Here is a 13,299-nt window from a genome sequence, read left to right on the forward strand (position 1 = left end):
ACCGTCCTCGCCGCCGACCAGATGTCGCCGTACATGCGGCAGGCCCAGGTCGACATCGAGGACGCCCGCTTCTACGAGCACGGCGCCGTCGACCTCAAGGGCGTGCTCCGCGCGATCAGCAAGAACGCGGAGAGCGGCACCGCCTCCCAGGGCGCCTCGACGCTGACCCAGCAGTACGTGAAGAACGTCAACGTCGAACTGGCCGGCGACGACCAGGCCGCCGTCAAGGAGGCGCAGCGCAAGACCCTGGGCCGCAAGATCCAGGAGCTGAAGATCTCGATCAAGCTGGAGGAGGACCTGACCAAGGACCAGATCCTCACCGACTACCTCAACATCACGTACTACGGCAACTCCGCCTACGGTGTGGAGGCCGCCGCCCAGCGGTACTTCAGCAAGAGCAACAAGGACCTGACGATCGCCGAGGCCGCCACCCTGGCCGGCCTGGTGCAGAACCCGTCGGCCTACGACCCGAAGCTGCACCCGCAGGCCGCGCAGATCCGGCGCGACGTGGTGATCGACAAGATGGTCGAGAACAAGCACATCACCGCGGACCAGGCCAAGGAGGCCAAGGCCGCCCCGCTGGGCCTCCAGTTCAAGACCCCGCAGAACGGCTGCATCACCGCCCAGGCCGGCATGGGCTTCTTCTGCGACTACATCAAGCACGTGGTCAAGCAGGACCCGGCCTTCGGCAAGAACGCCGCCGACCGGAAGAAGGTCTGGGACCAGGGCGGCCTGAACATCCACACCACCCTCGACCCGGACAAACAGGCCGCCGCCCAGGCCGCGGTGAGCAACAACGTGCGGGTCACCGACACCGTCTCGGCCGCCGCCACCATGGTCGAGCCCGGCACCGGCAAGATCCTCGCCATGGCCCAGACCCGGCCGTACGGCCTGGACACGAAGAAGAACCAGACCGTCGTCAACCTCAACGTCGACGCGGCGATGGGCGGCGGCAACGGCTTCCAGCCCGGGTCCACGTTCAAGCCCGTCGTCGCAGCGGCGGGGCTGGAGGCGGGGCTGTCCTCGACGCAGGAGTACTCCTCCCCGAACAAGCTCGACTACCCGACGATGAAGACGTGCGAGGGGACCTGGAAGAACACCGCCCGGCCCAAGGCGGTGGTGCCCAACGAGTCCGCGAACGAGAAGGGCCCCTACCAGCTGAAGAAGGCGATGGCGCTGTCCATCAACACCTACTTCGTGCAGATGGAGGAGGAGATCGGACTCTGCCGCGTCAAGCAGATGGCCGACAAGCTCGGCATCACCGGCCGGGCCAGCGGCCAGCCCCTGGAGGAGGTTCCCGCGATGGGCCTGGGCGTCGGGGAGGTGAGCCCGCTGACCATGGCGAACGTCTACGCCACGTTCGCCGCCCAGGGCAAGCACTGCACCCCGATCTCGATCAACAAGATCACCACGGTGGACGGCAAGGACGTCCCCGTCCCGGTCGGCGCCTGCGAGCAGGTGTTCTCCGAGACGACGGCGCAGATCCTGAACACCATCCTGAACGGCGTGACCGCGGACGGAACCGGCGCGGCCCTCAACCTGGAGGGCGACCGGCCGATCGCCGGCAAGACCGGCACCTCGGACCACAAGAAGGCCGCCTGGTTCAGCGGTTACACCCCGCAGCTCGCCACCGCCGTCTGGCTCGGCGGCCCCAACGGCGGTGTCGAGATGCGGGACATCACCATCAACGGCAAGCACCGCATCGAGGTGTTCGGCGCCGACGGCCCCGGGCCGATCTGGCGCGACGCCATGAACCTGGCCCTGCGGGGCGCGCCCAAGCAGTCCCTGCAGATGGTCGACATCCCCGACCCGGCGCCCAAGCCCGACCCGAGCGCCACCGAGACCCCCTCGGGCCCGCCGTCCACCAGCCCGCCGGCCACGCGGCGCTGACAACGGCGATCTCCGCGGCGCCGCCGACAGGTCCGTTCGAGGGCCGCCCTCGACGCGCTGGGCAACGAGGCCGTGCGCGCCTGCGTCGGCCAGGCCGTCCGGGAACACCTCGGCCGGTGGCTGGAGGAGCACCCGGAACGGGCCGCAGCCGTCATCGGCCGCATCGTCCGGAGCGCCCGCCGGGACCGACCGGCGACCGACCGGCGACCGACCTGACGGGCAGGATCCCGGCCGCGCCGACGAGTATCGGCCAGTCGAACCCGAACGATGTCCAATTACCTTGCATTGACACTGCCTTGACCATCATTTTAATGTCGGCACGGCGGCGTCGGTCGACGCCGCCGGCTACCCCGACACACCTCGGAGGTCCGAATGGAACAGCTCATCAAGAAGATGACCCAGGACGACAAGTGGAAGGGCTGGGTCGCCGCCAACTCCGCGCAGAACGCCAAGGACGGCTGCATCAGCGTGGCCAAGTCCGGCTGCATCAGCGTCGCGAAGTCCGGCTGTATCTCCTGACGCACCACCCGCACGACGTGGGCCGGGCCGGCGCACCGCGCCGGCCCGGCCTCCGCCCGCAGACCCACGCCGGCACGTCACGGCAGCGGGCCGCCGATGCTCCGCGTACTCACCGGAGGTGACAGTGAACGGCCAGCCGACCGCCGAGGTGGTCGACCGGATCAGGGACATTCCGATCTACCGGGCCTCGATCGAACAGGGCCACTTCCCCATTCTGGAGAAGCCCGAGATTGCGCGCGGATTCCCGGACAACTGGATGACTCCGGCCCTCGCCGCCGCGCTCGAAGCCGGCCAGGCGGAGTTCGTACTCTCCACGGGCACGAATCACGCCAGAATGCAGATCATCCGCCCGCCGTACTTCCTGCTGAACTCCTACTACCGGCTGTGGAGCGAGCACCCCGAAATCGCCGCGACCTGGGAGCAGGGCTGCCGACGGGTCTCCCTCACCACCGTCCTGGCCACCGAGCACGTCGCCCGGGTCAACGCCAGGAAGCGGGGGGAGGACCCGGCCCCCGAGCCGGCCCTGAGCGACCGGTGGCTCGACGACCGCACCGTCTACCTCAACCTCCGCCTGGACCCGGCCCGGTGGCAGCGGGCGGACGTCGAACGGATGCTCGGGGAGATCGAGGAGGCGCGGCTGGCCCACCCGGAGGGCCGCTACCACCTCGACTGCTCCGGCTACCACCTCGCCCACCTGGTGCGGAAGGCCGTCGAGTGGGGCCTGTGGGAGAGGTTCCCGCAGCCGGCCAGCATCGTCCACGCCTACGAGTACACCCCGGTGAACGTGGTCCGGTACCTGCGGGCACACTTCGACTGCCCGATCGTGGACCTGTTCGGCAGCACCGAGCTCGGCTACCTGTACTACAGCGACCGGACCGGCCGGTACCGCCCGTACCTCGACCGGATGAGCGTCGAACTCCTCCCGGTCGCCCCGGGCAGCGAGATCTACAGCCTCATCGTGACGAGCGTGCGGAACCCGTACATGCCGCTGGTCCGCTACCGCTCGGGGGACTGCGTCCGCACGCTGGACGGCAGCCCGGACCCGGACCGCATCGCCCGGTTCTGCGGCCGGGAGAAGGAGCTCCTCGCCTCCCCCCACGGGCCGGTCGCGCAAGGCGACCTCGACGACCTCGTCGGCGGCGTCGCGCCCCGGATCTTCCTGCACCGCCTGCACGTGGGCGGCCCCGACGACGAGGCCGTGCTGCGCTGCACCACCTTCGACGGCTCCCCTCTCGACCCGGCCGAGGCCGAGGCCCTGGCCGACGGCGTCCGGCGGCTCACCGGACGGCGATGTCACGTCGAGCACCGAGAGCACCTGCCGATCGGCAAGTCGGGCAAGTACGCCTGGCTCGCGACGGACGGCCGACCAGCGGACGGAGAAGCATGACCACCCAGGCCCACGTCTCGGCCGACGACCTCAAGGCCCTGCTCGGCGACGTCCTGCACGCCGAGGCGGTCGCGTACACGGCCGACCGGACCGGCGTGACCCCGGCCGAGGCCGAGCGCCAGGTCACCGAGTGCCTGCGCTACCTCTACCTCGTCTCCCGCTACCGCGAGGAGCTCGCCGGACTCTTCCTCCCCGTCGAGCAGGACATCGACGAGATCTGGCACTACCTCATCCTGCAGACCCGCGAGTACCGGGTCCTGTGCGAGGAGCGCCTGCCGGGCGGGTTCTTCATCAACCACCGCAGCATCGCCTACGAGGCGTACCAGGAGGAGCCCGGCCGGGAGCGGGCGGCCGAGGAGGCCCTGCGCTGGATCCCCCTGTACTGCCGGGAGTTCGGCCCCTTCGACGAGGGGACGCCGGCCCACTGGACCATCGTCCGCTACCTGCACGAGGACATGGAGATGTCGCTGGAGGAGATCTCGGCGCTCCGCCCGCTGGCGTCCGCATGACGCTCCCGTCCTCGGCCTCCTCCTCCGCCTCCTCGCCGACCGTCGCGGATTCCGGCCGTCCGCCCGAACACCCGGCCCAGCGGCGGGTCCTGACCGTCCTGGTGATCTCCCAGGTGGTCAGCGGCGCCGGGCTCACCGCGGGCATCGTGGTGGGTGCGCTGCTCGCCGAGGAGATGCTCGGGTCGACCGGGCTGGCCGGCATCCCGAGCGCCCTGTTCACCGGCGGGTCCATGCTCGGAGCGCTGGGTATCGGCCGCCTCTGCCAGCGCCGGGGGAGGCGGCCGGGGCTCGGTCTCGGCTACGCGGTCGGCGCCCTGGGCAGCATCGGCGTGGTGGCGGCGGTGGCCGCCGACAACGTGCCGCTGCTGCTCGTCTCGCTCCTGGTCTACGGCGCCGGCACCGCCACCAATCTGCTCGCCCGGTACGCGGGCGCCGACCTCGCCTCGCCGGACCGTCGCGGCCGGGCCCTGAGCCGGGTCCTGCTCGCCGCGACGCTCGGCGCGGTCGCCGGCCCCAACCTGGTGACCGTCACCGGCGACGTGGCGCAGGCCTGGGGGATCCCGCGCCTGGCCGGCCCGTTCCTGCTGGCCGCCTTCGGGTACGCGGCGGCCGCCGCCGTCCTGGGCACGCTGCTGCGGCCCGACCCGCTCCACCTGGCACGCGCACAGGCGGCGGAGCGCGAGAACGCGGCGGCGCGGGAGAACGCGCGGACGGCGAAGGAGCCGGACGGGAGCGGTGCGGTCGCCGCCGAGGACCGGACGGCACGCGGGCCCGGCGTCGCGACCGGACTGTGGGTCATGCTGCTCGGCCAGGTGGTCAAGGTCGCCATCATGACGATGACGCCCGTCCACCTGGCCGCCCACGGGCACGGCACCGGCGCGACCGGGCTCGTCATCTCGCTGCACATCGGCGCCATGTTCCTGCCGTCCCCGCTCAGCGGCATGCTCGTCGACCGCCTGGGCGCGCTGCCGGTCGCTGCCGCCTCCGGCGTCACCCTCTGCGCCGCCGCCGTCCTCGCGGGCGTGGCGCCGACGGACTCGGTGGCCGTCCTGGCCGGGGCGCTGGTCCTGGCCGGGGTGGCCTGGAACCTCGGCCTGGTCAGCGGCACGGCCATCGTCACCGCGGCCGTGCCGCCCACGAGGAGCGCCTCCACCCAAGGGCTGGTCGACGTCGGCCTGGCGGTCGCGGGCAGCACCGGCGGGCTGCTCTCCGGTCTGGTCGTCACGGCCGGCGGTTACAGCACGCTGGCACTGGGCGGCGCCGTCGTCGCCCTCCTGGTCCTCCCCGTGGCCGCCCGGGCGGCCCGCGACACCCGGGCCGCCCGGACCGTCCACGCCGGGTAGTGGCCCGCCGCGCACCGGACCGGCGGCGGGCCACCGGAGCCACCGCACGAACGAGGCGCGGTTCTGCACGGTCATCGCCACCGTGATCGCCTCGACCGACCCTGAACCGAAAGATCTTCGGCGCCCGTCGGTGAGAGGTGGTCAGTCGAGGCGGTGAGAACCGCAAGATTTCCTGCCACGCACCACGCACCACGCGCGCCCGGCGGCGCGGTGCCCCGGCCGAGGTCCGGAGCCGCGGCTCCGGACCGTCAGGGCGCGCGCTGCGCCACCGGATGCGGGCGGCGCAGCTCCGCGTAGACCGACCAGACCACCGAGACCACGGGGACGGCGACGACGGCGCCGATCACCCCCGCCGCGATACTGCCCGCGAGCACCGAGACGGCGACCACCACCGGGTGCAGGCTGACCGCCCGGCTCATGACCAGGGGGTGGAGCAGATGCCCCTCGATCTGACCGATCACCACGATCAGCAGCAGCACCACAACGGCGGTCACCGGCCCACGCGCGGCCAGGGCCACGAGGGAGGCGACCAGCATCGCGATCGGCGAGCCGACCAATGGGACGAAGGAGGCGAGGAACTCCAGCACGGTCAGCGGCAGGGCGAGCGGCACGTCCAGGAGGAACAGCGAGACGCCGACCATGACGGCGTTGCTCGCGGCGACGACGAAGATGCCCCGGGTGTAGCCGGCGAAGGTCCGCCAGGCCGCCCGGCCGCCCCGGTCGAGGCGGTCCGCTGCGGCGGACGGCAGCTGGGCGGACGTCCACCGCCACATCCGCTCGCCGGAGTGCAGGAAGAACACCGACATGAACAGGGCGAGCGCAGCGCCCGTGGCCAGCTCGATCGCCCGGTGGGCGCCGCTGACGGCCGTGCTGATCAGGGTCGAACGGTGGCGGGCCGCGAAGTCGGAGACCTTGTGTTCGAGGTCGTCGAAGGCCGTCGGACCGAGGTGCAGGGGTCGCCCCTGCAGCAGCTTCTCCAGCCGGTCCAGACCGCCCTGGAACTCCCGGGTCAGGCGGGCCATGTCGTTCGCCACCGTCTCCCCGATCAGCGCGAGCAGGCCGACGGGCACCAGGAGCGCCACCGCCAGGCCGACCAGCACGGCGAGCGGGCGCGGAACGGCACGGGCGGCCAGGTCGACCAGCGGCCGGACCACCGAAGTGATCACCAGCGCAAGGAAGGCGGCGAGCGTGATCAGGTGGAACCGGCCCAGCACCGTCAGCACCAGGTACGCGGCCACCGCGACGACGAGCAGCCGCCACGCGTAGTCCGACAGGCGGCGCAGCCCCCGGCCCGCGCCCCCGCCGCCATCCGCCACGGGGATCGGCCGACGGGGCCCGGGACGTCTCACCGGCATGCCGCACCGCCGACGACCGCATACCGGAGGCGGGCCCCGGGCCCGAAGGCGCCGACGGCGACCGCCCGGGCGCCGCCGGCCCGGTCCTCGGGGCCGGACGGGTGCCCGTCCGGCCCCGAGGACCGGGCGTGGCACCGGGAACAGCTGGGGTGCGAAAACGGCATGCCCTCTGCATAGCGGCTGGTCCGCTCCCCGGGCAGTTCCCGCGCCGACGGTCACCCGCCCCACGGGCGATCCCACGAGCTCCCACCGCACCACGTCGCGTCGATACTCCCGCTCCTCGCGACCCTCTGCCGGGCGCCCGGCAGACCTACGGTACGAGCACGTGGCGGTACCAGCGGCGGTGCACCAGGGGTTCGACGCACAGCACGGCGGCGCCCGCGGCCACGCCGACCAGCTGGGAGGGCCAGCCTCCGCCGTTGACCAGGGCACCGAGGCAGGCAGCGGCGACGGCGACGGGCCTCAGCAGGGTCAGCGGCCCCAGGCCGACGACCATCGCGAGCGTGCCGGCGCGGAACGGCAGGAGGAAGTACGCGGCCAGGGAGAGCAGGACGGCGGCGGCGTAGAACGCGAGCGGGACGAGGAAGCCTGTGCCTCCGGCCGTCAGCTGCTCGTACGTCCGCACCCGGTCCGGCCGACGGTCGGAGCGAGAAGGTGTGGACGGAACGGGGCGCGCCGGAGAGACCCGCCAGGCCCAACGGCGGCTCGCTGGTGCGGGCCAGGGCATCGGCCACCACCTCCCGGCCGCGGATCAGCAACGGTGGCGGGTGGCCGCAGTTCGCCCAGTGCAGGGTGCCGGTCGCGAGGTCGAGCCTGGCGAAGACGCCCGTGACGAAGCGGTCGGGGAACCACCGCTGGATGGCGTCGTCGATGGTGGCGACGAGGTCGGGCAGGTCGGCGCCGTTGCGGCGGGCGTTGCGGCACGCGGCGAGGGCCACGGCGGCGGTCAGGCCGGACGCGAGGTCGTGCCCCATCGCGTCCAGGACCGCCGCGTGCAGCACACCCTCGGCCAGCGAGTGGTCGAAGGCGTCACCGCCCAGGTCGTAGGCGGGTTCCAGGACGGCGGTCGAGATGACCTGGCTGTTGGAGACGGTGCGGACGGGGAGGAACGCGCGGAGCATCTCGGCGGGCAGGCTCATGGTCTCCGCCCGGGTGCTGCGGGCGTAGCTGTCGCTGGTGTCCCGTTTGGAGGTGATCACCATGGCCGTCATCGCCGCGAGGAGCCTGCACCGCCGCAGCCCGCCGGCGTCGAGGCCGGTGGTCCGGGCACCGAGCACGCCGAGCCGCTCGGCACCGTCGACCAGGGGCAGCCAGGCGAGCAGTGTGTCGGCCCCGTCCTCACCGACCCGCAGTGCCCCGGTGCGGTACGCCCAGCCGGCGAGGGTCCCGTCGATCGGCAGGTTGGCGCCGCCGGCCAGCGGGAACAGCTGGTTCTGCTGGATGTCGGCGAGGTAGACCGTGCTGGATCCGAGGCCGAGGGCCTGGGTGTACCGCTGGGCGATGGTGGGCACGTCGGCGGGGTCCAGCGTGCGTCTGGCAGTGAGGAACTCCTCCAGCAGTTGTTCGCCCAGGTTCAGTGGCAAGGTCTCGTCGGCCATCGTCCCAGCCGATCCCGCGCACCGCACGGCCGTCGGCCGACACGGCGGAGCCGGCCCGAGGTTCGCCCGTACCGGGTCCGGATCTCACCCGATCGGCGCACAGCCGGGACGGGTCGCCGGTGCGGGGGTGGTGCCGCGGGGACGCCGCGGGCGCGCCGCGCCGGGCCGGACGGGGGTCCCCTCAGCCGCGCCCGGCATCGAGATGCGTCCCGCGTACCCGCTTGATGCCGACCAGGACCCGGTAGCGGTCGCGCGCGCCGAACTCGGCCAGACGCCAGACCACCGGGCGGCCCACCTCCGCGCACAGGTGCAGGACGGTGTCCCCGCCCGCGCAGACTCCGACGTGCGCCCCGTAGGCGTCGTCGGTCGCGTTGAAGAGGAGCAGGTCCAGCGGGCGCGGGGTGCTGACCCGCCGGGTGGCGTCCCGGTCCTCCCACAGGTCGCTGGAGCGCAACGGCGGGACGACGCGGCCGAAGTGGGCGAGCACCGCGTAGGCGTAGAGCTGGCAGTTCGCCCCGGCGGCGAGGCCGGGGCGCTCGGCAACGGCGGGTGAGCCGGGGTGGCGGGCGCCGACGTACGGGACGTCCCACAGGAGCTGGGGCAGGGTGAGGGCCGGCTGCGGCGTCGGGTCGGGGGGCACGGGGCACCACGCTAGCCGCTGCCCGCGCCGCGGAAGGCGGCGCACCCGGTCGGGCCGGGCGCGGGGGCACCGGTCCGGAGGGGCGTCAGTCCTCCAGCAGGCGGCCGATGAGCTCGGTCGCCGAACCGGCCTCCGCGTCCTCGGCGGCGCACCGCACGTCGAACGCGGCGTCCCTGGCCCTCGACAGGGCCTCGGCGTCCCGGCTCCCGTCGAGGAACGACGACCGCTTCGGCGCGAGGTGCATGAGCACCCGGTCGTCGCTCCAGTCCACGGTGGCCGTCAGGAGCCCGCCGTCGTCCCCGGCCATGAAGGCGGTCATGCCGCGCAGGGCGGTGAACGCCCAGACCAGCGCGGGGAGACGGAAGTCGACCCGGGCCTCGAAGTCGAGCGTGAGCGAGCCGGAGTCCTCGTCGAACCCGACCGTCAGGCAGCCGTCGCCGTCGAGACCGCGCAGCAGACCCGCGTAGTCGCCGTCGATCCAGCGGTCGCACTCCCGGACGGCACCGGCCAGCTCCGCGCGGTACCGGCGCCGCACGTCGCCGTCGTTCCAGGCCTCGCAGATGCCGGTCCAGTCGTCCTCCGCCCAGGTGGAGGCGGGGGCGACCGGCGCTCGCAGGTAGGCCGACAGCCGTGGCCGCGCGATGGCCGTCGCAGCCGACATCATGACGTACTGGGACATCCGTTCCCCCGGTGGTGAACTTCTGCGGCGCGTGCGGCGCGTCGACTTCGTTTCCGTCAATTCCGCTTCCGGCGATTCTGCCCGGGTCGATCCGCCCGCGTCGATCCCCTCGGCGAGCGGCAGGGCGGCGAGCGGGCCCGGCGAGCAGGCAGGGCGGCGCACCGCACTCGCGCACCGGCAAGGATCATCCGGACCGGCATGCCCGACCTCGTGAGGAACGGCACCGCCGCAGGACGTGCGGCCCCTCCTCGGGGTCCGCACCGCCCGCCGTTGCCCAGGCAGGGCCCGGTGGCGGCGTTCCTGATCCGGGCTCCCCCGCCGTCCGGGAGCAGCTGCCAGGCTGCTCGGGCCGAGCCCGGCCGGGCCTCGCGGGGAGCACCCGGGCGTTCCGTTCGGCCGCGCCCGTCGGGGGCTCGGCCGGCGGTCCGCGAAGCTCACTAACCGCCGACGATGCGCCAGGCGACGCGCTTGCGGGCCGTGCTCCCGCACGCCACGTGCAGGGCGTCCTCGATCAGCCTGACCTGCTCGCGGACGGCCCTCGCCCAGGCCTGCTCGCGGACGTACGCCTCGATCGTCTCGGCGTCGTCCCTGCGGCGCGGCACACCGATCAGGGCGGTGCGCAGGGCCTTGAGACCGGCCTGCATGGCGAGCACCTCGGCGTCCAGGTAGAGGCGGAGCATGCAGGCCAGCTCCAGCGGGTTCCGGTGGAACACCTCCTCGTGACGCCACCGCGCCGGGGCGAGGTCGAGCAGCCAGTCCTTCGCCGACTGTTCGAACTCCGGGCTGCCGGGGCGGCGCACGGCACCCGGCCAGCGGGCCGAGGACGATCGGGCCGGCCTGGGCCCGGGCACCCCGTCGGGTGCTTCGCTGCGCGTCATGGTTCATCACCCCAGCTGCCATGGGACCGTTCCCCGCCGCTTCGCACCGCGTCCGTCCGGCGGCTGCCGGGCGGACGGAGGCCCGGGGTGTCCGGTCGGCCGGAACGGACGTGGAGCGACCGCCGTGCCGTCCCGGCCCGGGCGATTTCGGGTGCGATGAGTCTCAGACCTGTGACCTGCGCTGTCAAGCAACGCCGTCCGGTTCGCACGGACCGGGGGCGGGTGGTCCTCGTACCGGTCCGGCCTCGGCGATCCCGGAGGCAGCCGGCGCGTACCGTGGGGCAGTCGATTGCGCGGGGGGAGGCGGTCCGGACTCCGTCGCGGGTCCCTTGCGCATCGCCTTCGCCTGTCAACCGAGAGGAACCCCATGACGCAGGACCGGTCGGCCACCGCAGACGAGACGGCAGGCCCCGTGCTGCCCGCACCCCGGACCCCCTCTCCTCGCGAAGCACCGGCGCTGAACTGGGGAGTGATAGCCCCGGGCGGGATCGCGGGCTACTTCACGGAGGCGCTGCAGAAGTACACCCGGCAGAAGGTCGTGGCGGTCGGCTCGCGCGACGCCGAGCGTGCCCGCGCCTTCGCCGACCGGTTCGGCATCCCTGCGGCCTACGGGAGTTACGCCGGTCTCGTCCAGGACAGCCAGGTCGACATCGTCTACGTGGCATCGCCGCACTCGGGCCATTTCGAGCACGCCATGCAGGCGATCGAGGCGGGCAAGCACGTCCTCGTGGAGAAGGCGTTCACGCGCAACGCCCGCGAGGCCGAGCAGTTGATCGAAGCGGCCCGCAAGCGCGGGGTGTTCCTCATGGAGGCGATGTGGACGCGCTTCCTGCCGCACATCGACGTGGTCCGCCAGGCACTCGCGTCGGGGCTGCTCGGTGAGGTGCACACCGTCATGGCCGACCACGGGCAGCGGATGGACCCCGACCCGTCGCACCGCCTCTTCGCGCCCGAGCTGGCGGGCGGCGCGCTCCTCGACCTCGGCGTGTACCCGGTCTCCTTCGCCTCGATGGTGCTGGGGCCTCTCACCTCGGTCACGGCGGTGGGCACGAAGACCTTCACCGGCGTCGACGGCCAGGCGTCGATCGTCGTCACCGCCGGGTCCGGAGCACACGGCGTGTTGAACACGACGCTCTTCGCCCGTACCCCGACCACGGCGTCGATCTCGGGAACGCACGCCCGGCTGGAGATCGACAGCCCCTTCTACGGATCCGCCGGGGTCCGTCTCATCGGCCGGGACAACCGGCCGCTCGACACGTTCGTCCCCTCCCAGCGCGACGGGGGCCTGTGCTACCAGGCCGCCGAAGCGGCCCGGTGCATCAGTGCCGGGCGGCTGGAGTCCGAGCTGATGCCGCTCGCCGAGTCACTGGCCGTCATGCACGCCCTGGACGACGTTCGCCGCGACCTGGAGGTCGTCTTCCCCGGCGAGTGACCGGCCCCGGAGCACCGGGCCAGTCCAGCAGAGCATGCGACTCGCGGTCGAGAGCGGTGCGCCCGCGGGAGCGGGGTGCGGTGCGGCGGCCGGACAGGGCACTCGACGACGGGGCCGGGTCGACGCCGCACCGCTCGCCCGCCACGGCCCGTTCTGGAGACGGGTTCAACCCGGTGCTTCCGCACGCCCCTGTGTGTGCCGTGTGCGCCCGCGAGCGGGCGGGGAGGACGGACCTGTGCCGCACGGCCGTCCGCCGTCGGCAGTCGGAAGCCGGGCTCGGAGGGGGTGCCGGGCGGCCCGCTCGTCTCGACCCCGAAGCCCGGGAGCTGCTCTTCCACTGCGCCGGCAACGGCCTGATCGTCGCCGAGACACATGGGAAGCACGGCACGAGGGATCCGCACGTGGCACGCGGGCCCGGGGTGGGCCGCCGCCCGCCCGGCCGGCCCCACCCTGACGGCAGGCCACAGAACCCACCCACTCAACATGTTGCTTTACGTTAGATCATGTTGAACTATGGTGGTGCACTCACCCCCTCGGGCCGCGGCCCCTCGGGGGTGGGCGTCGGTGGCGCCGCCGCACTGCCCCAGCCGGCGGCGCCCCCTCATGACTCCGCCCGGGCCGGGGCATTCTGTGCTCGGCCGTCGCAACGTGGCGGCGGCCGAGCTCCGGTGACGGGCGGGCGCGGAACTCCGTGAGGGTCGGAGGAGTCCGCGACCTCGGGGCCGGCGACTTCGCGCGGCATGCCGAAGCCGCCGGCCCGTCGTACGAAGGTGGCCGCCTCCGAGCGCCCGGCGTCGGCCGGACCTCTGGATTCGTGGATCGAATATGTGACCCACCCTTGTTTTATCGTGATGTTTTCTGTTTGATTGTGTTTATCTCAAGGATGGCCGGATGCCACCCTTCCCCCTGGAGGTCTCGTCATGAGCAGGTACCTGGTCACGGGTGGCGCCGGCTATGTCGGCAGTGTGGTGGCCGCCCACCTGCTGGAGGCGGGTCACCAGGTGACCGTCCTGGACGATCTCTCCACGGGCTTCCGTGCGGGCGTGCCGTCCGGTGCGGAGTTCGTCGA

General features: G+C 72.9%; 13 protein-coding genes. 8 read left to right on the forward strand and 5 right to left on the reverse strand.

The window, feature by feature from the left end:
• From PUR56_RS25940 to PUR56_RS25965, 6 genes are all read left to right on the forward strand, one after another.
• Positions 1 to 1,890: transglycosylase domain-containing protein (locus PUR56_RS25940; protein ID WP_329950681.1), on the forward strand; the 1,890-nt coding region annotated here is incomplete at its 5' end.
• Between the two features lie 72 nt (positions 1,891 to 1,962).
• Positions 1,963 to 2,106: a hypothetical protein gene (locus PUR56_RS25945; RefSeq protein WP_329950682.1), complete on the forward strand. Its 144-nt coding sequence runs from the start codon at positions 1,963 to 1,965 to the stop codon at positions 2,104 to 2,106.
• 156 nt (positions 2,107 to 2,262) lie between these two features.
• Positions 2,263 to 2,409, forward strand: a complete 147-nt coding sequence (locus PUR56_RS25950; protein ID WP_329883230.1) for a hypothetical protein — start codon at positions 2,263 to 2,265, stop codon at positions 2,407 to 2,409.
• A gap of 124 nt (positions 2,410 to 2,533) precedes the next feature.
• Complete coding sequence (locus PUR56_RS25955) at positions 2,534 to 3,796, forward strand: hypothetical protein (RefSeq protein WP_329950688.1); 1,263 nt, start codon at positions 2,534 to 2,536, stop codon at positions 3,794 to 3,796.
• Positions 3,793 to 4,305, forward strand: a complete 513-nt coding sequence (locus PUR56_RS25960; RefSeq protein ID WP_329883231.1) for a hypothetical protein — start codon at positions 3,793 to 3,795, stop codon at positions 4,303 to 4,305. The genes PUR56_RS25955 and PUR56_RS25960 overlap by 4 nt, the downstream gene beginning before the upstream one ends.
• Positions 4,302 to 5,648 (forward strand): MFS transporter, encoded by a 1,347-nt coding sequence (locus PUR56_RS25965; protein ID WP_329950683.1) that lies wholly within the window; start codon positions 4,302 to 4,304, stop codon positions 5,646 to 5,648. Before PUR56_RS25960 ends, PUR56_RS25965 begins: the two co-directional genes overlap by 4 nt.
• A 248-nt stretch (positions 5,649 to 5,896) precedes the next feature.
• On the opposite strand, the gene PUR56_RS25970 is transcribed toward PUR56_RS25965, so the two are convergent.
• The 5 genes from PUR56_RS25970 to PUR56_RS25990 all read right to left on the reverse strand — a co-directional run bounded on the left by PUR56_RS25970 (position 5,897) and on the right by PUR56_RS25990 (position 10,798).
• Entirely contained in the window at positions 5,897 to 6,964 is a 1,068-nt protein-coding gene (locus PUR56_RS25970) for an AI-2E family transporter (protein ID WP_329883233.1), read from the reverse strand.
• Between the two features lie 254 nt (positions 6,965 to 7,218).
• The gene (locus PUR56_RS25975; protein WP_329950684.1) at positions 7,219 to 8,601 is read right to left on the reverse strand and encodes a PP2C family protein-serine/threonine phosphatase; all 1,383 of its coding nucleotides are present in this window, start codon (positions 8,599 to 8,601) and stop codon (positions 7,219 to 7,221) included.
• Positions 8,602 to 8,782: 181 nt separating this feature from the next.
• A complete protein-coding gene (locus PUR56_RS25980) occupies positions 8,783 to 9,241 on the reverse strand; it encodes a hydrolase (protein ID WP_329950685.1) in 459 nt (152 codons plus the stop codon).
• 85 nt (positions 9,242 to 9,326) lie between these two features.
• Positions 9,327 to 9,920, reverse strand: coding sequence for a hypothetical protein (locus tag PUR56_RS25985; RefSeq protein ID WP_329883236.1), 594 nt, complete (start codon positions 9,918 to 9,920; stop codon positions 9,327 to 9,329).
• A 437-nt stretch (positions 9,921 to 10,357) separates the two neighbouring features.
• Positions 10,358 to 10,798 (reverse strand): hypothetical protein, encoded by a 441-nt coding sequence (locus PUR56_RS25990; protein ID WP_329950686.1) that lies wholly within the window; start codon positions 10,796 to 10,798, stop codon positions 10,358 to 10,360.
• A 367-nt stretch (positions 10,799 to 11,165) separates the two neighbouring features.
• Here PUR56_RS25990 and PUR56_RS25995 point away from each other — a divergent pair, with 367 nt between their 5' ends.
• Both PUR56_RS25995 and PUR56_RS26000 read left to right on the forward strand, forming a co-directional pair.
• A complete protein-coding gene (locus tag PUR56_RS25995) occupies positions 11,166 to 12,230 on the forward strand; it encodes a Gfo/Idh/MocA family protein (protein WP_329950687.1) in 1,065 nt (354 codons plus the stop codon).
• A gap of 920 nt (positions 12,231 to 13,150) precedes the next feature.
• On the forward strand, positions 13,151 to 13,299 hold a 149-nt coding region (locus PUR56_RS26000; protein WP_329883240.1), incomplete at its 3' end, for an NAD-dependent epimerase/dehydratase family protein.

Origin of the sequence: Streptomyces sp. BE303 (genome assembly GCF_036290945.1) — a bacterium.
GTDB lineage: Bacteria > Actinomycetota > Actinomycetes > Streptomycetales > Streptomycetaceae > Kitasatospora.

Coding starts and splice junctions, on each gene's coding strand:
- PUR56_RS25950 (WP_329883230.1), top strand. CDS start 2,263: ATGGAACAGCTCATCAAGAAGATGACCCAGGACGACAAGTGGAAGGGC.
- PUR56_RS25960 (WP_329883231.1), top strand. CDS start 3,793: ATGACCACCCAGGCCCACGTCTCGGCCGACGACCTCAAGGCCCTGCTC.
- PUR56_RS25965 (WP_329950683.1), top strand. CDS start 4,302: ATGACGCTCCCGTCCTCGGCCTCCTCCTCCGCCTCCTCGCCGACCGTC.
- PUR56_RS25975 (WP_329950684.1), bottom strand. CDS start 8,601: ATGGCCGACGAGACCTTGCCACTGAACCTGGGCGAACAACTGCTGGAG.
- PUR56_RS25985 (WP_329883236.1), bottom strand. CDS start 9,920: ATGTCCCAGTACGTCATGATGTCGGCTGCGACGGCCATCGCGCGGCCA.
- PUR56_RS25990 (WP_329950686.1), bottom strand. CDS start 10,798: ATGACGCGCAGCGAAGCACCCGACGGGGTGCCCGGGCCCAGGCCGGCC.
- PUR56_RS25995 (WP_329950687.1), top strand. CDS start 11,166: ATGACGCAGGACCGGTCGGCCACCGCAGACGAGACGGCAGGCCCCGTG.